Below are 21,733 nucleotides of genomic sequence, written 5' to 3' on the forward strand. Positions count from 1 at the left end.
CGGCCCCCCGGTTTATCCCCGTCCCACTAACCTTTTGGCAGCAGGGTGATTTCCATGATGGAACCAGTATCCACAAGCAGGTGCGATACACCGCTACTTCAGGCATTCGTCGATAATCGACTGATTCTGGTGAAGATCGCAGCCCGTATTACCGGTTGCCGCTCACGTGCCGAAGATGTTGTGCAGGACGCGTTCTTCCGGTTGCAGTCGGCCCCGCCCATCACCAGTTCGATCAAGGCCCAGCTCAGCTACCTGTTCCAGATCGTGCGCAACCTGGCGATCGACCACTACCGCAAGCAGGCGCTGGAACAGAAGTATTCCGGCCCTGAAGAGGAAGGGCTGAATGTGGTGATCCAGGGTGCGTCACCGGAAACTTCGCACATCAATTTCTCGACGCTGGAGCACATTGCCGATGCGTTGACCGAGTTGCCGAGCCGCACCCGCTACGCCTTCGAGATGTATCGCCTGCACGGCGTACCGCAAAAAGACATCGCCAAGGAACTCGGCGTCTCGCCAACCCTGGTTAACTTCATGATCCGCGATGCGCTGGTGCACTGCCGCAAGGTGTCGGGGAATCGGGCGGACAGTTTTTCCCATCGTTGAATTTGTGGTGTCCGCTCTAAAAGATCGCAGCCTTCGGCAGCTCCTACATGGAATTGCGTTCCCCCTGTAGGAGCTGCCGAAGGCTGCGATCTTTTTTTCAAGCCAGTCTGCACCGATCGAAAAACCGCTCACGCCCCAACACCATCAAGGCCGCGCGCTTGTGCGGGAAGTCGAACTCTTTCTCGCAGTGAAAGCACTGGTTGTGCATGTACCCGATCATCTTCGCGTTATCGGCACGCGGCTCGGCCACTACGCGCTGCGTGCGCGGATCATCGAGAAACAGGTAATGCACCAGCGCCGATAACCAGCTCGCCACCTTGTGCGGACCGCGATGGTTTTCCTCACCCACCAGCATGTGAATGCCACGGTCGTAATCACCGGCATCATAGAAGGGTGCGATGCGATCCTCCTTGGCCCAGTAGGCTTCGAAGTAAGCGAACGGCTGATCGTCGAAACACCCGATCAGCGTCAGGGTGTGCGGATCGGCCTCGAGTTTGCTCAGGTATTGGCGATGCTGTTCGAGACTGCCCTCCTCCTGCCAGAAGCTGGCGACGCGCGGACTGTTCTGCCAACGATTGAAACGCGCCAGGTCTTGCTCGATTTCCAGGGTACGCAGGGAAACCCAGGCGCCCAGCCGCGCATCGAATCGTCGATACACCTCACCACGGGGTTTCACCGCTCGCAGTGGGTGACGCTTGCCGCCGGTGATGACCATTTGCTGTGGGTAGCTGCCGGTAAGGGAATGCCCCAGCCATGGCTGCGGCAACTGCCAGAACAAGGTGCGCTCGCAGCAATACTCGCCGCTGACGGAAGTCGGAATCAGCAAACCACTGAGCACAGCTTCGTGCGGCACCTCTTGCAGTTGCCAGACCAGGCGCTGACAGTCGGGGTCGCGAGCGAACAGCCAGTAACAGGCCGCCCATATCGCTTGCCCTTCGGGGTGACTGAAGCGCTCCAGCAATTGCACGTGCAACTCGGGGCCACGATTGAGCCGCAGGGTCAGCAACGGTTGCCCTTCCAGGCTGAGGCTCAGGCGGCCTAGCGTTTCATCAGCGGCAAGACGACTGCCGGTCGGCAGGCACAGGGCAGTCAGGTCATTCAGATTGGACATGGGGGCAGGCTCACGATAATCGTCGACAGTTCAACGAGGTGACGTCAGCCACGGCGGGAAATTTAGGAAAAGAACGTCAATTGACGACTTGAGGCGGCGGTTCTTTGTGCGGGACCGGCACCACCGCAATCTTGTACGGATCGAAAATCCTCAGCATCTGGCCACTGTCGCGCAAGCCCTGCAACAACTTGCCGAAGGCCTCGCCACTGATGGGGGCCGCCGGGCGCAGGATGGCGTAATGGTGATAGACCTGATCGATGCGATCGGACGCCAAGAGCTCCTTGGCGACATTCGGATTGCGCAAAAAATAGTCGTTCAGGTAAGAGCGCGTGACCAGGGCGATGTCGGCGCGACCGCGTAACACCATCAGCAGATTGCTGTCATGGGAATAGGTCAGCGTGGCGTTGTAGTTTTTCGCCAGGTACTGGGGCTCGGCATTGAAGTTGGCAAACTCGTAGTGATAGCCGCTGAAGAGTGCCAGGCGCTTGCCGCTCAGGTCGGCAAAATAGCTTTGCTGCCGATCGGGCAGGCGTTGCGCGACAAAAATCTCGGCGTCTTCCAGCCCCATGTCGACGGCGGTATGGGGAATGTCTTCCCAACCCCAGGCCGGATTTTCGAAGATGGCCATGTCGACCCGGCCCTGCTTCAAGTCACCGAAACGCCGTGGAATGGACGTGGGCACCAGGACAAACTGATAGTCACTTTGCGCTGCGTTCAGGGCCTCGACCAGCTGCGGCAGCAACCCGGTATCGGCGCCGGATTCCGGGCGCACGGTGTAGGGCGGAAAATGCGCGGCACCAATGCGCACCAGTTGCGCAGCCTGGGATGGCAGCATCGTTAACACCGCAAGCGTCGCGAGCAAAAGCCGCGAAGCTGTCCGAATTGGCGACCCCCTCAAAACAAGCTCACTCCCCAATAAAACGGCATCGATGACTTCAAGCTAGGCGTTTTCGTCAAGTTAGCCAGTTTAATGCTGGCCAACACAAGTTTATTGCCGGTCTTCCAGCACCAGAATCAACGCTTCATCGGCCAACTGATCAAGGCTCATGCTACCGCCGGCGCGAAACCAGGTGGTGGTCCAGGACAATGCGCCGGTCAGGAAGCGACGGGTGATGAACACATCGCCGCGGATAAACCCGGCGCTCTTGGCTTCGCCCAGTACTTGCAGCCAGATGTCTTCGTAGATTTCGCGCAGCGCCAGGACCTTGGCCTGGCCCTCTTCGGACAGCGAGCGCCATTCGTAGACCAGCACGGCCATGGCCTCGCCGCTGCCGCCCATGATCGACTGCAATTCACAGCGGATCAGCGCCAGCACCCGTTCGCGCACATTGCCGGCCTCGGCGATGGCCGCACGCATCAACGCGGTGTTGTAGCGGATGGTTTCCTCCATCACGGCGCGCAGGATTTCGTCCTTGCTTTTGAAATGGTGGAAAATACTCCCGGACTGAATGCCTACGGCACCGGCCAGATCGCGCACGGTGGTGCGCTCATAGCCTTTATTGCGGAACAGGTGGGCCGCCACTTGCAGCAGCTTGCCACGGGCGCTGTCCGGGTCGGTCAATTGGCCGTCGTCCACCAATTCACGCATGACCCTCAGGGCTTTTTGCTCGTCCACCCGTTCTCTCCTACAGTCGATCAATCAATAACGCCGATCACCCCGAAAACAGCGGGGTTGCGCGGGCAATTTAAGCTCATGGATGCAACCAAGCAAGCGCTTGGCAGAAGATAACCCAGCCATTTACAAACCAAGCGCTTGCTTGGTAATGTCGACGCACTTGAGTTGGAGGTGGCTATGGAACGGACTGCGCCAAAATCAATTCGCATCGGTTGCGCCAGCGCGTTCTGGGGCGATACCTCGACCGCTGCCGCACAACTCGTGGAACACGGGCATCTTGACTATCTGGTCTTCGACTACCTGGCCGAGATCACCCTGTCGATCATGGCCGGCGCACGGATGAAAGATCCCCAGGCCGGGTATGCGGGCGACTTCATCGAAGTGCTCGCGCCCTTGCTGCCGCAGCTCGCGCAGCACAACATCCGGGTCATCAGCAATGCCGGCGGGGTCAACCCACAAGCCTGTGCCGCCGCCCTGCAAGCGGCCTGCGACAAGGCCGGGGTGGCGTTGAAGATCGCCGTGCTGCTGGGTGACGACCTGCAACCGCAACTCAAACAGCTGGGCAGCCAAGGCATTCATGAAATGTTCAGCGGTGCGCCCCTGCCATCGAGGTGCGTCTCGACCAATGCCTACCTCGGCGCACCGGGCATCGTCGAAGCCCTGCGTCTGGGCGCGGACATCGTGATCACCGGGCGCGTGGTCGACAGTGCGGTGGTCAGCGCTGCGCTGGTGCATGAATTCGGCTGGTCGTGGCACGACTACGACAAACTCGCCCAGGCCGCATTGGCCGGCCACATCATCGAATGCGGCGCCCAGTGCACCGGTGGCAACTTCACCGATTGGCGCGACGTGCCCGATTACGAACACATCGGTTTCCCCATCGTCGAAGTCAGCGCCGACAGCCAGTTCATCGTCAGCAAAGCGCAAGGTACCGGCGGGCTGGTCACACCGCTGACGGTGGGTGAACAGATGCTGTATGAAATCGGCGATCCGCGCGCGTATCTGCTGCCCGACGTGGTGTGCGACTTCACTCAGGTCAAACTGCTGCAGCAAGGCAAGAACGCGGTGCAGGTGCACGGCGCCAAAGGCCTGCCGCCGACGACTCAATACAAGGTCAGCGCCACGTATCCTGATGGTTTTCGCTGTACCGCCAGTTGCCTGATTGCCGGCATCGATGCCGTCGACAAGGCGCGCCGAGTCAGCGCGGCGATCATCAACAAGACCTCGGAAATGTTCAGCCAGCGCGGCTGGGCGCCGTACAGCGAGGTGAATATCGAGTTGCTGGGCAGCGAGGCCACCTATGGCCCCCACGGCCAGCGGCAGGACAGCCGCGAAGTGGTGATCAAACTCGCCGTGCGCCATCCGGACAAGCAGGCCTTGATCGTGTTTTCCCGGGAGATTGCCCAGGCCGCCACCGGCATGGCGCCAGGGCTGACCGGCATTGTCGGTGGCCGGCCGACGGTGTATCCGCTGATCCGACTGTTCTCGTTCCTCATCGACAAAACCGCCTGCACGCTGGACATTGATTTCATGGGCCGGCGCCACCCGTGTGCCCTGCCCGCCCTCGATACGCTCGACCCGCTGGACCTGCCAGCCCCGTTCGCCGCGCCGGAGCCGACCGGCCAGGCCGACGCCAGCGTGGCCCTGGTCAAGCTGGCGGTCGCCCGCTCTGGCGACAAGGGCAACCACAACAACATCGGCGTCATGGCCCGCGATCCCGAATTCCTGCCATGGATCGCCGAAGCCCTGACCCCGGAAGTGATCGTCGACTGGATGGGCCACGTCCTCGATCCCATCCACGGGCGGGTCGAACGCTGGTACTTGCCCGCCAGCCACAGCCTGAATTTCCTGCTGGAAAACGCTCTCGGCGGCGGCGGTGTCGCCAGCCTGCGCATCGACCCGCAGGGCAAAGCCTTCGCCCAGCAACTGCTGGAAATCCAGATCCCGGTGCCGCAGCGCATCGCCGACCAGTTCAACTAGAGGATTGTCGCCATGGCCTACGATTCGATTTTCAAAGCCGATTTGTTTGCCGGCCAAAACATCATCGTCACCGGTGGCGGCAGCGGCATCGGCCGCTGCACCGCCCACGAACTGGCGGCCCTCGGCGCCCATGTGCTGCTGGTCGGGCGCAAGGCCGACAAGCTCAAAACCGTTGCTGCGGAAATCGCCGAAGACGGCGGCAAAGCCGACTGGGCCGTTTGCGATATCCGCGAGGAAGAAGCGGTGACGCATCTGGTCAGTGAGCTCATTCGCAAACATGGTCCGATCCATGGCCTGGTCAACAATGCCGGCGGGCAGTACCCGTCGCCCTTGGCCTCGATCAATCAGAAGGGTTTCGAAACCGTGATGCGCACCAATCTGGTGGGCGGTTTCCTGATGGCCCGGGAAGTGTTCAACCAGTCCATGAGCCAGCACGGCGGCGCCATCGTCAACATGCTCGCCGACATGTGGGGCGGCATGCCCGGCATGGGCCACTCCGGCGCGGCACGTTCGGGCATGGACAACCTGACCAAGACCGCCGCGTACGAATGGGGTCATGCCGGCGTGCGGGTCAATGCCGTGGCGCCGGGCTGGGTTGCCTCCAGCGGCATGGACACCTACGAAGGCGCCTTCAAGGCCGTGATCCCGACCCTGCGCGAACACGTACCGCTCAAGCGCATCGGCACCGAATCGGAAGTCAGCGCGGCGATCGTTTTCCTGCTCAGCCCGGCAGCGGCGTTCGTCAGCGGCAGCACCCTGCGCATCGACGGCGCCGCCAGCCTCGGCGGGCGCGCCTGGCCGATCCACAAGGCGACCAACAGCGAGTCGTACAACGGTTTCCACCGCGCCTACATACCCGACGTGTTGAAGGACAAGGAATAACCCATGCCGGTGATTCAGTCGCAACTCGATCCCCACAGCGAGCCGTTCGCCCAGAACCGCAAGGCGATGCTGAGCGCTATCGAACAAGTCCGCGTGCTCGAACAGAACCTGCTGGGCAAGGCCGCCGAAGCCAAACCCAGGTTTGAAAAACGCGGTCAGTTATTGCCCCGCGAGCGCCTCAATCTGCTGCTCGATCCCGGCGCGCCGTTTCTCGAACTGGCGAGCCTGGCCGGCTACAAGCTGCACGACGACAAGGACGGCAGCTGCGCCGGTGGCGGCCTGATCGCCGGCATCGGCTATGTGTCTGGCGTGCGTGTGCTGGTGGTGGCGAACAACAGCGCGATCAGGGGCGGGACCATCTCCCCCACCGGTTTGAAGAAATCCCTGCGCCTGCAACAGATCGCCATGGAAAACAAACTGCCGGTGATCACCCTCGCCGAAAGCGGCGGCGCCAACCTCAATTACGCGGCGGAGATTTTCGTCGAAGGCGCGCGCAGCTTTGCCAATCAGGCGCGGATGTCGGCCATGGGTTTGCCGCAGGTGACTGTGGTGCACGGCTCGGCCACGGCGGGAGGCGCCTATCAGCCGGGTTTGTCGGACTACGTGGTGGTGGTGCGCGGCAAGGCCAAACTGTTTCTCGCCGGGCCGCCCCTGCTCAAGGCTGCCACCGGCGAAGTCGCGACCGATGAAGAACTGGGCGGCGCCGAGATGCACGCACAAATCGCCGGCACCGCCGAATACCTGGCTGAAAACGATGCCGACGGTGTGCGTCAGGTACGCGAGATTGTCAGCCTGCTGCCGTGGAACGAGCAGCTGCCCCCACTCCCCGATCGACGCTGGGAGGAGCCGCTGTACCCTATCGACGAACTGCTCGGCCTGATTCCGGATGACCCGAAAAAACCCTACGACGTACGCGAAATCATCGCCAGGATTGCCGACGCTTCGAACTTTCTTGAGTTCAAGGGCGAGTTCGATCAGCAGACCGTCTGCGGTCACCTGAAAATTCAGGGACGCGCCTGTGGCTTCATCGGCAACAACGGCCCGATCACGCCCAAGGGCGCGAGCAAGGCTGCGCAATTCATTCAGCTGTGCGACCAGAGCCAGACGCCGTTGCTGTTTTTCCACAACACCACCGGGTTCATGGTCGGCACCGAATCCGAACAGCAGGGCGTGATCAAACACGGCGCGAAGATGATTCAAGCGGTGGCCAACGCCCGGGTGCCGAAGCTGACCATAGTCGTCGGCGGCTCCTACGGTGCCGGCAACTATGCAATGTGCGGACGCGGCCTCGACCCGCGCTTCATCTTCGCCTGGCCCAACAGCCGCACCGCCGTGATGGGCGGCGCGCAAGCGGGCAAGGTGCTGCGCATCGTCACCGAGGCGAAACAGGCCAAGGACGGCCTGGTGCCCGATCCGAAAATGCTCGACATGCTCGAACAGGTCACCGCGCAGAAACTCGACAGCCAGTCCACGGCGCTCTACGGCAGCGCCAATCTGTGGGACGACGGTTTGATCGACCCGCGCGATACCCGGACCTTGCTCGGTTACTTGCTGGACATTTGTCTCGAGGCCCAGGTGCGGCCATTGCAAACCAACAGTTTTGGCGTAGCCCGGCTCTAGGCCGGCTCAAGGAGAACAATAAAAATGATCTTCACCCAGGAACACGAAGCACTGCGCCGCACCGTGCGCCAATTCGTCGAGCACGAGATCAACCCGCACGTCGAGGAATGGGAAAAGGCCGGGCGCTTCCCCATCCACGAGATCTTCCGCAAGGCCGGTGATCTCGGCTTGCTGGGGATATCCAAACCGGAAAAATTCGGCGGCATGGGGCTCGACTACAGCTATTCGATCGTCGCTGCCGAAGAATTCGGCACCATTCATTGCGGCGGCATCCCGATGTCCATCGGCGTGCAGACCGACATGTGCACGCCGGCACTGGCCCGTTTCGGCTCCGATGAGCTGCGCGAGGAATTCCTGCGCCCGGCCATCAGCGGCGAGCAGGTCGGCTGCATCGGTGTTTCCGAAGTCGGTGCCGGTTCCGACGTCGCCGGGTTGAAAACCACTGCGCGCAAGGACGGCGACGATTACGTGATCAACGGCAGCAAGATGTGGATCACCAACTCGCCGAGCGCTGATTTCATCTGCCTGCTGGCCAATACGTCGGACGACAAGCCGCACATCAACAAGTCGCTGATCATGGTGCCGATGAATACGCCGGGCATCAGTTTGAGTTCGCACCTGGACAAGCTCGGCATGCGCAGTTCGGAAACCGCACAGGTGTTTTTCGACAACGTGCGCGTGCCGCAACGCAATCGCATCGGCCATGAAGGCGCGGGGTTCATGATGCAGATGCTGCAGTTCCAGGAAGAGCGCCTGTTCGGCGCGGCCAACATGATCAAGGGCCTGGAATATTGCGTCGACAGCACCATCGAATACTGCAAGGAGCGCAAAACCTTCGGCAATGCGCTGATCGACAATCAGGTCATCCACTTCCGTCTCGCTGAGCTGCAAACCGAGATCGAATGCCTGCGGGCGCTGGTCTATCAGGCCACCGAGCAATACGTCAAAGGCCAGGACGTCACGCGCCTGGCCTCGATGGCCAAGCTCAAGGCCGGGCGGCTGGGCCGCGAAGTCAGCGACAGCTGCCTGCAATATTGGGGTGGCATGGGCTTCATGTGGGACAACCCGGTGGCCCGCGCCTACCGCGATGTGCGGCTGGTGTCGATTGGCGGCGGCGCCGACGAAATCATGCTGGGGATCATCTGCAAACTGATGGGCATCCTGCCGGGGAAAAAGAAATGAACAACCTGCCGGTTTGCCAGACCTTGCTGCTGGAACTGCACAACGGCGTATTGCACGTCACCCTCAACCGCCCGGAATGCCGCAATGCGATGAGTTTGCAGATGGTCACCGAGTTGCGCTCGGTGCTGGCGGCGGTACGCGATAAACCAGGGGTTCGCGCGCTGGTGATCGGTGGCGTCGGCGGGCACTTCTGTGCGGGCGGCGACATCAAGGACATGGCCAACGCCCGCGCTCAGGGCCCAACTGCGCACCGGGACCTGAACCGGGTGTTCGGCGCACTGCTGCAAGAGGTGCAACACGCACCGCAAGTGGTGATTACGGTGCTGCAAGGCGCGGTACTCGGCGGAGGTCTCGGCCTGGCCTGCGTCAGCGATATCGCCCTGGCTGATCACCAGGCGCAATTCGGCCTGCCGGAAACCAGCCTCGGCCTGTTGCCCGCGCAGATCGCACCGTTCGTGGTCCAGCGCATTGGTTTGACCCAAGCCCGGCGCCTGGCCCTGACCGCGGCCCGTTTTGATGGCCACCAGGCACGGCGCATGGGGCTGGTGCATTTTGTCGAGCATGATCCACAGGCCCTGGCCGAGCGTCTCGATGAGGTGTTGGCCCATGTCTTGTGTTGTGCGCCGGGGGCGAATGCGGCGACCAAGAAACTCCTGCTGGCGAGTGCTGGTCAGCCGTCGGATGAGTTGCTTGATCAGGCTGCCGAATGGTTCAGCGAAGCGGTGACCGGGGCAGAAGGCGTCGAGGGAACGATGGCCTTCGTACAAAAACGCAAACCGGGTTGGGCCATTTAAAAGCTTCGTCGGAACGCCGCCCGGAGCAGGCTCGCTCCCACATTTGAAATGCATTCCCCTGTGGGAGCGAGCCCGCTCGCGAAGAGGCCAGCACTTTCACCGCACAATTTGAGAGACGCCCCCCATGCCCGGACTGAAAAAAATCCTCATCGCCAACCGCGGTGAAATCGCCTGCCGCATCCAGCGCACGGCCCAGGCGCTGGGCTATCGCACGGTTGCCGTGTTCAGCGACGCCGACGCCGATGCCTTGCACGTGCAGATGGCCGACGAGGCGGTCAACATCGGTCCGGCCGCGGTGCAACAGTCTTATTTGAACATCCCGGCCATTCTCGACGCCGCCCGGCGTACGGGCGCGGATGCGATCCATCCGGGCTACGGTTTCCTCTCGGAAAACGCCGGGTTTGCCCGCGCGTGCCAGGATGCCGGCATCACCTTCATCGGCCCCAGCCCCGAGGCCATCGAACTGATGGGCAGCAAGCGCCTGTCGAAGATCGCCATGATCGAAGCCGGGGTGCCCTGCATCGACGGTTATCAAGGTGACGGGCAGGACGACGAGACCCTGAGCCGCGAAGCCGAGCGCATTGGCTATCCGTTGATGATCAAGGCCAGCGCTGGCGGCGGTGGACGCGGCATGCGCCTGGTGCACGAAGCCGGCAACCTGCTGGAACAGATTCGCACGGCGCGCTCCGAAGCCCTGAACGGATTTGGCAGCGGCGAACTGATTCTCGAACAGGCACTGATCGAACCCCGTCATGTCGAGATTCAGCTGTTCGGTGACCGGCATGGCAACCTGATTTACCTCGGCGAGCGCGATTGTTCGGTGCAGCGCCGGCATCAGAAAGTCATCGAGGAAGCCCCCTGCCCGGTGATGACCCCTGAACTGCGCCAAGCCATGGGCGAAGCAGCGCTCAAGGCCGGCCGGGCGGTGCAGTACGTCGGCGCGGGCACCGTGGAGTTTCTGCTGGATGCCCGCGGGCAGTTCTATTTCCTGGAAATGAACACCCGACTGCAAGTCGAGCACCCGGTGACCGAATTGATCACCGGGCTGGACCTGGTGGCCTGGCAACTCAACATCGCCGAAGGGCAACCGCTGCCCTTGCGCCAGGAGCAGGTGCAACTCACGGGCCATGCCATGGAAGTGCGCCTGTATGCCGAAGATCCGGCCCAGGGTTTCCTGCCGCAAACCGGTCGCGTCGTGGCCTGGGAACCGGGATTGCAGGACGGCGTGCGGATCGACCACGGCCTGATCGAAGGTCAGCTCATCAGTCCCTTCTACGACCCGATGCTCGGCAAGCTCATCGCCCACGGCGCCACCCGCGAGGACGCCCGGCGCAAATTGCTGCGAGCGGTACAAGACAGCGTGCTGCTGGGGGTGCAAAGCAATCAGCGTTTGCTCGAAAGCCTGCTGGAGCACCCGCAGTTCGCCAACGGTGACTTCAGTACCGGGTTCATCGCCCAGCACTTTGCCGACCATGCCTGCCTGCAGTCCCATGCTCCGGGCGCGCAACACCTGGCCATCGCAACCGCCCTCTTCTACCAGGCGTCGGCACAGGCTCATCCCGCCCCGCTGGGCGGTTGGCGCAACAATGCCAGCGTTCCCCTGCACTATCGCATCGGCCTTGAGGATCAGGACTGGGTGGTGACGTTGCAGGCAATCCCGGGTGAACCATTGCGCATTCAGGTCGGCGATCGCTGCCTCGAGCTGAAGGTCCTCCACTGCGACGGGCGCCGGGCCACCCTCGAAATCGATGGCATCCGCCAGCGCCACGCCTATCGCCTGGAGGCAGGGCAACTCTGGCTGTTCAGCCGACCGGGCAACTTGCAGTTTGCCGATCGCACTCAGGCGCAGTTTTCCAGCCGGGCCAGTGTCAGTTCCGGCACCCTCAAGGCCCCGATGGACGGTGCGATTGTCGACGTCCTGGTCAATGAAGGCAGCCCGGTCACCAAGGGCCAGCTGCTGGTGGTACTGGAAGCGATGAAAATGGAGCACCCCTTGAAATCAGGCATCGATGGTGTGCTGAAACGCTTGCAAGTCAAAGTCGGGGATCAGGTGAAAAACCGGCAGATACTGTTGGAGGTCGAATAAGGCGCTAGGCGGAACCGCCGGGTTTGGCTACGCTCAAACCCTACAGGACGCGGATACCAGGAACCCTGCAATGCCTCACTGGCTGGTCATTGATCTGGAGGCCACCACCGATGAGGGTGGATGGCCCGTAACGGATATGGAAATCATTGAAATCGGTGCCACCCTGGTGGACCGCAAGGGACGTGAACTGGACCAGTTCCAGCGCTTCGTCCGCCCCTTGCGGCGGCCGTTGCTGACGCCGTTTTGCCGCGAGCTGACGCACATCACCCAAGCCAACATCGATGCCGCGCAACCGCTGGGCGAAGTCTGGCCGGCGTTCGAACGCTGGCTCGGCCACCACCACACGCGACTTGAAGGCTGGGCCAGTTGGGGCGACTACGATCGCAAGCAACTGCTTCAGGATTGGCAGCAAATGGGACTCGCCAGTGTGCTGGCCAACGTGCCCCACATGAACCTCAAACAGCGCTTTGCCAAGGCCCGACGCCTGGAACGCCCGCTGGGGCTCAACGGCGCCCTGCAACTGGCCGGCCTGCAGTTCACCGGCCAGCAACACCGGGCGCTGGAAGATGCGCGCAATACCGCACGCCTGCTGCCACTGGTTCTTCCGCTTTAGACAGGTGACGACACTCAGGGCCTTGTGCATACTGGCCGGCCCTTTTTAGCCCTTTTCGAGGAATCGCCCATGTTTAAAGTCAACGAGTACTTCGACGGCACCGTCAAGTCGATCGCCTTTGGCACCGCAGAAGGTCCAGCGACCATCGGCGTCATGGCTCCGGGCGAATACGAATTCGGCACCAGCCAGCGTGAAATCATGCACGTGGTCAGCGGCGCATTGACCGTCAAACTGCCAGACAGCAGCGACTGGGAAACCTTCGCCGCCGGCAGCCAGTTCAACGTGCCGGCCAACAGCAAGTTCCAGTTGAAAGTGGCCGTCGACACCGCTTACCTGTGTGAATACCGCGGCTAAACCCGCAGGCTTTACCGACATAAAGGTCAGCGCAATAAAAATGCCCGTGTTTTCGACACGGGCATTTTTTTGCTCTGCGCAAAATTATTCGAGGATCTCCACCGGCATACCGACTTCAAGTCGACCGTTGCCGTCGTTGACCAGGTTCTGGCCAAACATCGCGCCGTCTGCCTGCGAACGGTATTTCTGCAGGGTTGCCAGGGGTTCGCGGTCGTCGCTGCGCTCGCCGGTTTGCGGGTCGATGGTGGTCAGGATGCAGCGTGAGCAGGACTTGACCACGCGGAACTCGACATCGCCGATGCGGATACGCTTCCAGCCGTCCTCGGCGAAGGCTTCACTCCCTTCGATCACCAGGTTGGGCCGGAAACGCAGCATCTCCAACGGACGCCCGACCCGTTTCGACAAGTCCTCGAGGGAGGCCTGGCCAATCAGCAACAGCGGATAGCCGTCGGCGAACGCCACTTGGTCGTCATCCTTGCCGTAGCCCGCCTCCGTCATCCGCGCCCGATCAAGCGGCACTTGCACCAGACGTGTCGGTTTACCAATAAATTCGCTGACCCAGGCTCCGGCTTCATCGCCTGCATCGGGGACCCGCAAGGTATCGCGCCAGATCGTCACGCCACGCAGTTCTGCATCACGACCGGGCAAGGCTACCTCGATCGGCGAATGACCAGGCGCACTGAGGGTCAAGCCGCCTTCGGCATTCCACAGCGCCGACAACTGGCTCATCTGCGCCACCGCACGCTGGGTCAGGAAACGACCACTGGTTTCATCCACCAGCATCCAGCGGCGATCGCCGTCCAGACCGAGTTTATCGAGACCGATCTGTTGCAGCGTCTCGCCCCTGGCGGACTTCAACGGATAACGATACAACGCGCTCAGACGCAACATGGCCAGCTCCCTGTCAGGCAAAACGCCACACTATACGAGCTTGATAACTGAATCAAAGAGTGACGATCAAACACTACACCCCCTGTGGGAGCGAACCTGCTCGCGAAGTGTGAGCGTCAGTCGAAAACTATGCCAACTGTCACACCGCCTTCGCGAGCAGGCTCGCTCCCACAGGTTGTCCGCAGTTTTATTCAGGCCGGTACTTCGTCAAGCATCAGGCGCTGGCGTACCACGTCGACGAGTTTGTCCGGCTGGAATTTGGAGAGGAAATTGTCGCAGCCGACCTTTTTCACCATCGAATCGTTGAAGCTGCCGGACAAAGAGGTGTGCAGCACCACGTACAAGCCGCGCAGGCGCGGGTCGTTGCGAATTTCAGTCGTCAGGCGATAGCCATCCATTTCCGGCATTTCCGCATCGGTGAAGACCATCAGCAGTTTTTCGGTCATGTCCACGCCGGTGTCGGCCCAGGCCTTGAGCATGTTCAAGGCCTTCAACCCGTCGCTGGCGATGTGCATCTTCACGCCCAGCTGTCCCAGGGTATCGCGCAATTGCGCCAGGGCCACGTTCGAGTCATCCACCAGCAGCACCTCACGGCCACGGGCGCGTTCCAGTACCGGATCTTCGAGTTTGTCACGGGAGACCTTGGCGTTGTACGGGACGATTTCGGCCAGGACCTTTTCGACGTCGATGATTTCCACCAGTTGATCATCGACCTTGCTGATAGCCGTCAGGTAGTGCTGGCGGCCGGCGCTGCTCGGGGGCGGCAGGATGGCTTCCCAGTTCATGTTGACGATCCGGTCCACGCCACCGACCAGGAAGGCCTGAACCGAACGGTTGTATTCGGTGACGATAATCGTGCTGCCAGGCCCCGGCACCAGCGGGCGCATGCCAATGGCCTGGGACAGGTCGATCACCGGCAGGGTCTGGCCGCGCAGGTTGACCACGCCGCAGACAAAAGGATGGCGCTGCGGCATCAGCGTCAACTTTGGCAGCTGCAGGACTTCCTGCACTTTAAAGACGTTGATCGCGAACAGTTGCCGTCCGGCGAGCCGGAACATGAGAATTTCCAGGCGATTCTCACCCACCAGTTGCGTGCGTTGGTCTACCGTGTCGAGAATGCCGGCCATCAATGACTCCTGGTCTTGTTCGGATGAATTCACTTAGAGAAGGTTATCGGCTGTTTCTGCCGAAGCTTGACCCTCTCTAAAATGCCACGCAGGGGCATTGATGTCACATTAACATCATGCTTTACTGGCGCTGTGATTACATCTGCTGCACTTCTGCGCCGCGACCCCGATTCTTGCGAAAGGTTCCGCTGCGTAAGGGATTCCCCTATCAACAATCAGGTGCAACCTGATATTCGCAATATCCAATAGCCATTAATGTGACGCCATTCTCATTGCATGAACGGAGTCAGGCTTTTGTGTGCGATCGCAAGTCAGTGGCCAACCACCCTCTCGTGTTCCCCAGCCTGCCTCCGGGCCAGCCGCTGTTCGTTCACCCGACGACTCGGCAATGCCGGGGTTCCGACCGCCCTCGTCGACACACACGATATCCCCTCATTTGACATGACGTTGTGGAGATAAGTATGCCGAACGACCGTAAAGAGTGGGCCCAGCGGCTCCCGGAGTTTCTCGTCGAGGCTGAAACACTCCTGGCTAAAACCGAGGAATGCCTGAGCCATCTGCAGTTGATCAGCAATGACAAGGACGCCATCGACTGCATGCTCAGCACGCTGCTCAAGCTGGCCAACAAGGCCGATGCCCTGGCGTTGGCGGCCGTGTCTGAATTTTCTCTGCATATTCATGGTTTGCTGAACCACGCACAGAACACCATGAGCCTGCACGACGAGGCGCTGAGCGCCCTGAAAGACTGTCTGACCCTGATTGCCTGGCAACTCGAACTCATCGACCAGACCACCGGGCAGCTCAGCCTCGACGACAGCGAGCAGGTCACCCTTATCGAAGCCTTTGCCTTTCAGGTCGGGCAAAGCCGGTTTCAGCCACCGGTCAATTCCAGGCCGTTCACCCTCGTGCCCTATTCGGAACGACAGGCTTGAACTAATCCAACTATGCCGTATGGCGTGGTTTGGTTTTCAGTACCGCACTGTTACTTGAGTGCGCCTATGTCGCAAATGAATATTTCATAGCTATAAACGACATCTTTAAAACAACCACTATTGCCTATCGACACTGGCGTGCCAGTCTTGATCAGGTATTGCCTGGTATAAACAGCAAAACCTCGGGGCTACGGCATTTTGCGATGGCAACAAGCAACTAGCTCCATTATGGAAGCATTGCCGAAACGACTGGATTCCTGACTTTTCGGACATGCATACGGACGCGACCAACGGTATCTTAAGTGCTACTATGCCGCCTGTTAGTTGACGCCAATTAATGGCTGCGTGATCGCAGCCGGACACAGCTCGCTGCAGTTCGCAGCTGAACTCGTCGGCGCTCCACATAAAAAACAGGGGCCTGTCAGCCAGCATGACCGGTCAGCCCGCAGCGAACATCCATTGGCTCCATCCGCTATGTACGCCAGCCTCAAGTCAATCGCCAAGTGGCCACCCTCCCGGGAAAATGCTCGGACATTCACGCTGCTGCTATGCGCCTGTTCGACCCTCGGCAGTTTGCTGGTCCATGGCTTGTCCATTGCGCTGCCCCTGTCATTGCTGGTGCTCAACATTGCGGCGCTGACCAGTGTTGCCGTGCAGTACTGCCTCTCGCGTAAATCGATCAAATTCCAGCCCCAGGAACTGGCCGACCGGTTGTTGCAGGTCCAGGAAAACGAGCGTCACCGACTGAGCCGTGAACTGCATGACGACATCGGTCAATTGCTGACCGCCGCAAAATTGCAAAGTGACTGGCTCAAGCGCCGGATACCCGAAGAGCTCCAGGGACAATGCACGGTCCTCTGCGACACGCTGGAAGAAACCCTGGCCAAAGTTCGTGACGTATCCGCCATTCTCAATCCCCGGCAGTTGACCAGCCTCGGGCTGGAAGCCAGTCTGCGGGCACACCTGCTCAAGACCCTGGCCAACACCCCGGTGCACTGGAGCCTGGAATGCCAGCAGCGCCTGACCGGCATCCCGGAGGAAATGGCCGTGGCGGCGTTTCGCATTACCCAGGAAGCGGTCACCAACATCCTGCGACATGCGCAGGCCAAGAACCTGCTGGTATGCCTGCAGCGCCTGCCCCAAGGCCTGAGGTTGCAGATCAGCGATGATGGTCAGGGCTTCGCCCCCGCAACGGACCCAGGTCGCGAAGGGCAACGCGGCATGGCCGGGATGTCGGAACGGATCGATCAACTGGGCGGCACGTTGACCGTTACCAGCGAGCCGGGCAAAGGCACTCAAATCGAAGCTCTATTTCCCTGGGCGCCCCGTGCGCTCGAACGGGCCAGTTCGAATAAGGTTATGCATTGACTTGTAACTTACTACTGGTGGATGACCACTCGCTGATCAGGGCTGGCGTGCGCGCCCTGGTAATGGACCTGCCCGGCTACGCCGTCATCGGTGAGGCCAATGACGGCTCGCAGTTGCTCGAAATGGTCGGGCATCTGTCCCCGGATATTGTCCTGCTGGATATTTCGATGCGCCAGACCGGTGGCCTCGAAGCCTTGCAACAGCTCAAGCGGGTGCGCCCGCAAAGCAAGGTCCTGATCCTGTCGATGCACACCGACCCGGCCCTCATCATGCAGGCCCTGGAGTCCGGAGCCCACGGCTACCTGCTCAAGGACACCACGGCGACCGAACTCGAGCACGCGCTGGACGCCTTGCGCAACAACGAGCGCTATCTGAGCCCGGCCATTGCCCACACGGTGATCACCCAGGCCCTGAGCCGAAATCAGAAGCACCAGCCCGAACCTGCCGACTCGCACAACCTGACGGCACGCCAGCTGGAAATCCTGCGGTTGATCGTTCGTGGCAAATCCACCCGAGAGATCGCCAACGGCCTCGGGTTGAGCGTCAAGACCGTCGAAACCCACCGCTCGCAGATCATGAAGCGGTTGCAGATCTACGATGTGGCCGGCCTGGTGCTGTTCGCCGTGCGTGAACAAATCATCAGCCTTGATGACTAGGCACTTCACTGGCCCGTAGCAGCGGCGAATCTTCAGGCAAATGCACGAGCAACGCCGCCGGGCGGACCGAGAAACGCAGGTTGTCCCCGACCAGCGGCTCACCATCGAGGTTGATGCAGAGCCCTTCCGAGACCTTGATCTCGATCCAGGGCAGGCGCACCCGGACAAACATGTTGTCGATGCCAAAACCTTCGGTCAGCAGGTTTTTCAAGGTACCGACCACCTCCTGCGGTGCCGGCAGGATACTGATGTCCAGCAAACCATCATCGACCAGGGCCTGTGGGCACAATTCCCGCCCGCCACCGGCCTGCCGGCCATTGCCGATGCCCAGCGCCAGCAGATCGCCGCTCCAGTGGAAATCCGGTCCCTGCAATTCACCGTAGGCGGTATGCAGCTCATTGAAGCGTGACAGGCCGGTGAACAGGTACGCAGCACCGCCAAGGATTTTCTTCAACTCCTCCGAGGTGTTCGCCGTGACATGACTGCCAAACCCACCGGTCGCCATGTTCAGGAATACCTGCCCGTCGACCTCCCCCAGATCAATGGCAGTCGGCACCGCATCCAGCAACGCCAGCGCCTGATCAGGCTCCAGGGGCACGCCCGCCGCACGCGCAAAGTCGTTGGCGGTTCCCAGCGGCATCAGTACCAGGCTGGCTTTTTTCGAGTGCTCCGCCATGGCCTCGGCGATATCCCGCAAGGTGCCATCGCCGCCACCGGCAATGATGTGTCGATAACCGGCCGCCAACGCTTCGCCTACCAGTCTCTGCGCATCGCCGGCTTCCCAGGTCAATCGAACAGCCAGCTCCCAACCTTGTTCACGCCGGCTTTCGACGGCGGCACGAACCGCCTCGTTGAGTGCCTGTTTGCCATGCAGAATCAACAGTGCCTTGCGATCGCTCATAACTTCACTCCCCGGTTTGGATGGCATCTGGGAGATGTGGACCGCGCAGGCGCCGTTAAAGGTCGCCAAAAAACCAATTATTTCCAGTCAGGCAACTTGATCCCCTACGGCAGGACTTTTCCTACAGAACGTGAGGAATCTGCTCAATTGACCGGAAATCCGAATTGATAGACTTTTGGGGCTTGAGCAGGACACCACAGGGACGTGCCATGCAAGGCCAAAACCCGGGATCACCGGCCAGCACCAAAGCCACGGGAGAAAATGATATGGAACCTCGCGTCACCGAGCTGGAAACACACCTCAAGCACATACGCAGGGACCTGGACGACATCCGCGGTGACGTCAAATCCATCAAGCACAGGCTTGCCTACTCCGCCTGCGGAACGGTCGTGCTCCTCGGTCTCCTTGGCTGGATCGCCAATAGCCGTTTCGAGCAGGTCATTTCATTGCTCCTGGCACATTGAAGGACCATTAACCAGAAACCCGGTTCAATCAACCGGGTTTCTGGTTGGCAAATCCGCCCAAGCGCTCAGGTCAGGAGTTCGCTCAACGGAATGAAGAAAACGCTTTCGCCCTGAACCAGCGTGCGACCTTCCAGGACTTCTACCAGCCCATCAGCCCAGGCAGCGCTGCGCAGTACGCCGGAACTCTGGTTTTTGTAGATCGTCGCCCTGCCGTTCTCCAGCCGTCCACGCAAATACTCCCGTCGATTGCCAGGTTGGGGCCAGTCGAACCCTGCCGGCACCTGCACCTTCAGCGGCTCGACCTCCTTTACACCCTGACGACGCAGGAGATAGGGCCTGGTCAACAAGGCAAAGGTCACCAGGGTCGATGCCGGATTGCCCGGCAAACCGATCACGGGTACACCGCGGAAATGCCCGAACGTCAGCGGTTTACCGGGCTTGATGGCGAGTTTCCACAGCGTCAATTCGCCCTCTTCGCGCAAGGCGATACCCAGAAAATCGGCCTCTCCTACCGATACGCCACCGGTCGAGAGGATCAGGTCGACATCCTTCAACTCACCCAATCGGGAACGAGTGGTTTGCAGATCGTCCGGAAGAATGCCCGCATCGACGACCTCACAGCCCAGACGCTGCAACCAGCTGCACAACAACACCCGGTTGCTGTTGTAGATCTGTCCCGGCCCCAGCGGCTGGCCCGGCTCAATCAATTCGTCGCCGGTCGACAGCACCGCCACACGCACCTTGCGCACCACCTCCAGCTCGGCGCAGCCCAATGAGGCAGCCAATCCTTGCTCGATCGGCCCCAGCCGCGTGCCCGCCGGCAGAATCAACTCGCCGACGGTCGCTTCCTGGCCTTGCGGACGGATGTTCTGGCCCTGGGTCAAGGCTTGCGTGAAAGACACTCGCTCATCCGCCTGGACCTCGGCGTTTTCCTGCATTTCGACGCAATCGGCACCGGCGGGTACAGGCGCGCCGGTAAAAATGCGTGCACAGGTTCCAGGTTGCAACGGATCGGGGGCCTGGCCGGCAAACACCTTCTGGCTGACCACCAACGGCTCTCCCGTCCAGTCAGCCAGGCGCAAGGCATACCCGTCCATGGCACTGTTGGGCCAGGGCGGCAGATCAAGGGTCGACAGCAGGTCTTCAGCCAGTACACGCCCCTGCACCTGCGCCAACGGCAAGCGTTCACGCTCGACAATTCGCGTGGCCTCAGCCATTTCCAGCAAGCGTGCCAATGCCTCCTCGACGGGCATCAGGCTGCCGGTCTTGCCCGGCTTACCCACGGGATTCACAAGGCGCTGCCTGTTTCAGGTGAGGCACGAAATTGCACGGGCGATGCCGCGAATCCAGCTGTTCGGCCAGAATGCCATCCCAACCCGTGCGCACGGCATTGGTCGAACCCGGCAAGCAGCAAACCAGCGTGCCATTGGCCAGACCGGCCAACGTCCGGGACTGAACGGTCGAGGTGCCGATATCGGCAACCGAGATCTGGCGGAACAGCTCGCCGAATCCATCGACCTGCTTGTCCAGCAGGCAACTGACGGCTTCCGGTGTGCTGTCACGCCCGGTAAAACCGGTTCCGCCGGTGATCAGCACCACCTGCACGACATCGTCGGCAATCCAGTTGGCGACTTGCGCACGAATTTTGTAGAGGTCATCTTTGAGCAACACCCGGGCTGCCAGGTAATGACCGGCGGCAGTCAGGCGGTCGACAAAGAGCTGGCCCGAGGTGTCGGTTTCCAGCGTGCGGGTATCGCTGACAGTCAGCACTGCAATGTTCAGCGGTGCGAAAGGTACATCAGCCTTGGCTTTCATAGGCTCGTCCAGTTGTAGGAGAAACAGCCCGGTGTTATATCACAGCGCTTCGTTTTTTCGCCGCTCCCATGGAGACCTGCCATGACCATGAATTCACAATTGCCACCCTGCTCCATTCTGCTCCTGGCGGGCGGGCGCGGCCAACGTATGGGGGGACGGGACAAAGGGTTGCTGGACTGGCGCGGCGAACCGCTGATTGCTCACTTGCATCGCAAGACCCGTCCGCTGACCGATGACCTGATCATCTCCTGCAACCGCAACCTTGAGAAGTATGCGCCCTACGCCGACCAGTTGGTCCACGACGATGAAGGTGACTTCCCCGGCCCCCTGGCGGGAATTCGGGCGGGCCTGGAAGCCGCTCGCCATACTCATATGCTGGTCCTGCCCTGTGACGTTCCGGGCATTGATGCGGCGCTGATCGGCACCATGCGCGAGACCGCCAACCTGAATCCGGACAAGCCACTGATGGTGCGGCACGATGACCACTGGGAGCCGTTGTTGTGTGTGATTCCAGTGCTGCACAAGGCAGCCTTTGAAAAGGCCTGGAACGAGGGTGAGCGCAGCCCGGGCCGGTTGATGCGCAAGCTCGGCGCGACCGCGCTGCAATGCCCAGACAAAGACCCTCGGCTGGCCAACCTCAACACGCCGGAACTATTAAGCGGTTATGTAAGCGGTCATGACACTGTGTCAGACTGACATTGATCAGGAACTTGCGCGGACGGTTCACGTCTCAAGTTCA

Annotated in this window: 22 protein-coding genes; 14 read left to right on the forward strand and 8 right to left on the reverse strand. The window is 60.9% G+C overall.

The annotated features are described in order from the left end of the window. Positions 1 to 54 precede the first annotated feature (54 nt). Positions 55 to 603, forward strand: coding sequence for an RNA polymerase factor sigma-70 (locus tag AC07YV_RS14725; RefSeq protein WP_102700836.1), 549 nt, complete (start codon positions 55 to 57; stop codon positions 601 to 603). A 97-nt stretch (positions 604 to 700) separates the two neighbouring features. Here the strand turns inward: AC07YV_RS14725 and AC07YV_RS14730 are convergent, their stop codons facing one another. From AC07YV_RS14730 to AC07YV_RS14740, 3 genes are all read right to left on the reverse strand, one after another. Beyond that, positions 701 to 1,714: a GNAT family N-acetyltransferase gene (locus AC07YV_RS14730; RefSeq protein WP_102700835.1), complete on the reverse strand. Its 1,014-nt coding sequence runs from the start codon at positions 1,712 to 1,714 to the stop codon at positions 701 to 703. 76 nt (positions 1,715 to 1,790) lie between these two features. Continuing rightward, positions 1,791 to 2,549 (reverse strand): substrate-binding periplasmic protein, encoded by a 759-nt coding sequence (locus AC07YV_RS14735; protein WP_102700834.1) that lies wholly within the window; start codon positions 2,547 to 2,549, stop codon positions 1,791 to 1,793. Positions 2,550 to 2,702: 153 nt separating this feature from the next. Beyond that, positions 2,703 to 3,329, reverse strand: coding sequence for a TetR/AcrR family transcriptional regulator (locus tag AC07YV_RS14740; RefSeq protein WP_007973446.1), 627 nt, complete (start codon positions 3,327 to 3,329; stop codon positions 2,703 to 2,705). 177 nt (positions 3,330 to 3,506) lie between these two features. Here AC07YV_RS14740 and AC07YV_RS14745 point away from each other — a divergent pair, with 177 nt between their 5' ends. The 8 genes from AC07YV_RS14745 to ppnP all read left to right on the forward strand — a co-directional run bounded on the left by AC07YV_RS14745 (position 3,507) and on the right by ppnP (position 12,840). Continuing rightward, positions 3,507 to 5,309 carry an acyclic terpene utilization AtuA family protein gene (locus tag AC07YV_RS14745; protein ID WP_102700833.1) on the forward strand — a complete coding sequence of 601 codons (1,803 nt, stop codon included), beginning with the start codon at positions 3,507 to 3,509 and terminating at the stop codon, positions 5,307 to 5,309. 12 nt (positions 5,310 to 5,321) lie between these two features. Next, positions 5,322 to 6,191, forward strand: a complete 870-nt coding sequence (locus AC07YV_RS14750) for an SDR family oxidoreductase (RefSeq protein WP_007973449.1) — start codon at positions 5,322 to 5,324, stop codon at positions 6,189 to 6,191. A gap of 3 nt (positions 6,192 to 6,194) precedes the next feature. Then, a complete protein-coding gene (gene atuC / locus AC07YV_RS14755) occupies positions 6,195 to 7,811 on the forward strand; it encodes a geranyl-CoA carboxylase subunit beta (protein ID WP_102700832.1) in 1,617 nt (538 codons plus the stop codon). A 24-nt stretch (positions 7,812 to 7,835) separates the two neighbouring features. Then, positions 7,836 to 8,993 (forward strand): citronellyl-CoA dehydrogenase, encoded by a 1,158-nt coding sequence (atuD, locus tag AC07YV_RS14760; protein WP_008020379.1) that lies wholly within the window; start codon positions 7,836 to 7,838, stop codon positions 8,991 to 8,993. Further along, complete coding sequence (locus AC07YV_RS14765) at positions 8,990 to 9,787, forward strand: enoyl-CoA hydratase/isomerase family protein (protein ID WP_102700831.1); 798 nt, start codon at positions 8,990 to 8,992, stop codon at positions 9,785 to 9,787. The genes atuD and AC07YV_RS14765 overlap by 4 nt, the downstream gene beginning before the upstream one ends. Positions 9,788 to 9,911: 124 nt before the next feature. After that, positions 9,912 to 11,873, forward strand: coding sequence for an acetyl/propionyl/methylcrotonyl-CoA carboxylase subunit alpha (locus AC07YV_RS14770; protein WP_102700830.1), 1,962 nt, complete (start codon positions 9,912 to 9,914; stop codon positions 11,871 to 11,873). A gap of 70 nt (positions 11,874 to 11,943) precedes the next feature. Beyond that, positions 11,944 to 12,486 carry a 3'-5' exonuclease gene (locus AC07YV_RS14775; RefSeq protein ID WP_102700829.1) on the forward strand — a complete coding sequence of 181 codons (543 nt, stop codon included), beginning with the start codon at positions 11,944 to 11,946 and terminating at the stop codon, positions 12,484 to 12,486. A 69-nt stretch (positions 12,487 to 12,555) separates the two neighbouring features. Then, on the forward strand, positions 12,556 to 12,840 hold the full coding sequence (gene ppnP, locus AC07YV_RS14780) for a pyrimidine/purine nucleoside phosphorylase (protein WP_007940055.1): 285 nt from the start codon (positions 12,556 to 12,558) through the stop codon (positions 12,838 to 12,840). Positions 12,841 to 12,924: 84 nt separating this feature from the next. Here the strand turns inward: ppnP and AC07YV_RS14785 are convergent, their stop codons facing one another. Together AC07YV_RS14785 and AC07YV_RS14790 are read right to left on the reverse strand one after the other, a co-directional pair. Then, on the reverse strand, positions 12,925 to 13,731 hold the full coding sequence (locus AC07YV_RS14785; protein WP_102700828.1) for an MOSC domain-containing protein: 807 nt from the start codon (positions 13,729 to 13,731) through the stop codon (positions 12,925 to 12,927). A gap of 191 nt (positions 13,732 to 13,922) precedes the next feature. After that, positions 13,923 to 14,858, reverse strand: coding sequence for a chemotaxis protein CheV (locus tag AC07YV_RS14790; protein ID WP_007973464.1), 936 nt, complete (start codon positions 14,856 to 14,858; stop codon positions 13,923 to 13,925). 461 nt (positions 14,859 to 15,319) lie between these two features. On the opposite strand from AC07YV_RS14790, the gene AC07YV_RS14795 reads away from it, so the two are divergent. The 3 genes from AC07YV_RS14795 to AC07YV_RS14805 all read left to right on the forward strand — a co-directional run bounded on the left by AC07YV_RS14795 (position 15,320) and on the right by AC07YV_RS14805 (position 17,814). Next, positions 15,320 to 15,790 (forward strand): hypothetical protein, encoded by a 471-nt coding sequence (locus AC07YV_RS14795; protein ID WP_102700827.1) that lies wholly within the window; start codon positions 15,320 to 15,322, stop codon positions 15,788 to 15,790. Positions 15,791 to 16,264: 474 nt separating this feature from the next. Continuing rightward, the gene (locus AC07YV_RS14800) at positions 16,265 to 17,158 is read left to right on the forward strand and encodes a sensor histidine kinase (RefSeq protein WP_102700826.1); all 894 of its coding nucleotides are present in this window, start codon (positions 16,265 to 16,267) and stop codon (positions 17,156 to 17,158) included. Further along, the gene (locus AC07YV_RS14805) at positions 17,155 to 17,814 is read left to right on the forward strand and encodes a response regulator (RefSeq protein WP_102700825.1); all 660 of its coding nucleotides are present in this window, start codon (positions 17,155 to 17,157) and stop codon (positions 17,812 to 17,814) included. The genes AC07YV_RS14800 and AC07YV_RS14805 overlap by 4 nt, the downstream gene beginning before the upstream one ends. Here AC07YV_RS14805 and yegS read toward each other — a convergent pair. Beyond that, a complete protein-coding gene (gene yegS / locus AC07YV_RS14810; RefSeq protein WP_102700824.1) occupies positions 17,798 to 18,715 on the reverse strand; it encodes a lipid kinase YegS in 918 nt (305 codons plus the stop codon). The genes AC07YV_RS14805 and yegS overlap by 17 nt on opposite strands. Before the next feature lie 209 nt (positions 18,716 to 18,924). Between yegS and AC07YV_RS14815 the strand changes: the two genes are divergently transcribed. Continuing rightward, positions 18,925 to 19,179 carry a hypothetical protein gene (locus tag AC07YV_RS14815; protein WP_494990322.1) on the forward strand — a complete coding sequence of 85 codons (255 nt, stop codon included), beginning with the start codon at positions 18,925 to 18,927 and terminating at the stop codon, positions 19,177 to 19,179. 65 nt (positions 19,180 to 19,244) lie between these two features. On the opposite strand, the gene AC07YV_RS14820 is transcribed toward AC07YV_RS14815, so the two are convergent. Continuing rightward, positions 19,245 to 20,432 carry a molybdopterin molybdotransferase MoeA gene (locus tag AC07YV_RS14820; RefSeq protein ID WP_173900824.1) on the reverse strand — a complete coding sequence of 396 codons (1,188 nt, stop codon included), beginning with the start codon at positions 20,430 to 20,432 and terminating at the stop codon, positions 19,245 to 19,247. A gap of 22 nt (positions 20,433 to 20,454) precedes the next feature. Beyond that, entirely contained in the window at positions 20,455 to 20,994 is a 540-nt protein-coding gene (gene moaB / locus AC07YV_RS14825) for a molybdenum cofactor biosynthesis protein B (protein ID WP_008020368.1), read from the reverse strand. 81 nt (positions 20,995 to 21,075) lie between these two features. Here moaB and mobA point away from each other — a divergent pair, with 81 nt between their 5' ends. Next, entirely contained in the window at positions 21,076 to 21,690 is a 615-nt protein-coding gene (mobA, locus tag AC07YV_RS14830) for a molybdenum cofactor guanylyltransferase MobA (protein ID WP_102700821.1), read from the forward strand. The last annotated feature ends 43 nt before the right edge of the window (positions 21,691 to 21,733 follow it).

The sequence above is a fragment of the Pseudomonas sp. GW456-E7 genome, assembly GCF_059424105.1.

Excerpts from the sequence above, each read along its gene's own strand:
- AC07YV_RS14795 (WP_102700827.1), top strand. The coding sequence starts at position 15,320 with ATGCCGAACGACCGTAAAGAGTGGGCCCAGCGGCTCCCGGAGTTTCTC.
- AC07YV_RS14745 (WP_102700833.1), top strand. The coding sequence starts at position 3,507 with ATGGAACGGACTGCGCCAAAATCAATTCGCATCGGTTGCGCCAGCGCG.
- AC07YV_RS14750 (WP_007973449.1), top strand. The coding sequence starts at position 5,322 with ATGGCCTACGATTCGATTTTCAAAGCCGATTTGTTTGCCGGCCAAAAC.
- yegS (WP_102700824.1), bottom strand. The coding sequence starts at position 18,715 with ATGAGCGATCGCAAGGCACTGTTGATTCTGCATGGCAAACAGGCACTC.
- AC07YV_RS14815 (WP_494990322.1), top strand. The coding sequence starts at position 18,925 with ATGCAAGGCCAAAACCCGGGATCACCGGCCAGCACCAAAGCCACGGGA.
- atuD (WP_008020379.1), top strand. The coding sequence starts at position 7,836 with ATGATCTTCACCCAGGAACACGAAGCACTGCGCCGCACCGTGCGCCAA.
- AC07YV_RS14765 (WP_102700831.1), top strand. The coding sequence starts at position 8,990 with ATGAACAACCTGCCGGTTTGCCAGACCTTGCTGCTGGAACTGCACAAC.
- AC07YV_RS14800 (WP_102700826.1), top strand. The coding sequence starts at position 16,265 with ATGTACGCCAGCCTCAAGTCAATCGCCAAGTGGCCACCCTCCCGGGAA.
- AC07YV_RS14790 (WP_007973464.1), bottom strand. The coding sequence starts at position 14,858 with ATGGCCGGCATTCTCGACACGGTAGACCAACGCACGCAACTGGTGGGT.
- AC07YV_RS14775 (WP_102700829.1), top strand. The coding sequence starts at position 11,944 with ATGCCTCACTGGCTGGTCATTGATCTGGAGGCCACCACCGATGAGGGT.
- AC07YV_RS14725 (WP_102700836.1), top strand. The coding sequence starts at position 55 with ATGATGGAACCAGTATCCACAAGCAGGTGCGATACACCGCTACTTCAG.
- moaB (WP_008020368.1), bottom strand. The coding sequence starts at position 20,994 with ATGAAAGCCAAGGCTGATGTACCTTTCGCACCGCTGAACATTGCAGTG.
- mobA (WP_102700821.1), top strand. The coding sequence starts at position 21,076 with ATGACCATGAATTCACAATTGCCACCCTGCTCCATTCTGCTCCTGGCG.
- atuC (WP_102700832.1), top strand. The coding sequence starts at position 6,195 with ATGCCGGTGATTCAGTCGCAACTCGATCCCCACAGCGAGCCGTTCGCC.
- ppnP (WP_007940055.1), top strand. The coding sequence starts at position 12,556 with ATGTTTAAAGTCAACGAGTACTTCGACGGCACCGTCAAGTCGATCGCC.
- AC07YV_RS14820 (WP_173900824.1), bottom strand. The coding sequence starts at position 20,432 with ATGCCCGTCGAGGAGGCATTGGCACGCTTGCTGGAAATGGCTGAGGCC.
- AC07YV_RS14735 (WP_102700834.1), bottom strand. The coding sequence starts at position 2,549 with ATGCTGCCATCCCAGGCTGCGCAACTGGTGCGCATTGGTGCCGCGCAT.
- AC07YV_RS14770 (WP_102700830.1), top strand. The coding sequence starts at position 9,912 with ATGCCCGGACTGAAAAAAATCCTCATCGCCAACCGCGGTGAAATCGCC.
- AC07YV_RS14785 (WP_102700828.1), bottom strand. The coding sequence starts at position 13,731 with ATGTTGCGTCTGAGCGCGTTGTATCGTTATCCGTTGAAGTCCGCCAGG.
- AC07YV_RS14730 (WP_102700835.1), bottom strand. The coding sequence starts at position 1,714 with ATGTCCAATCTGAATGACCTGACTGCCCTGTGCCTGCCGACCGGCAGT.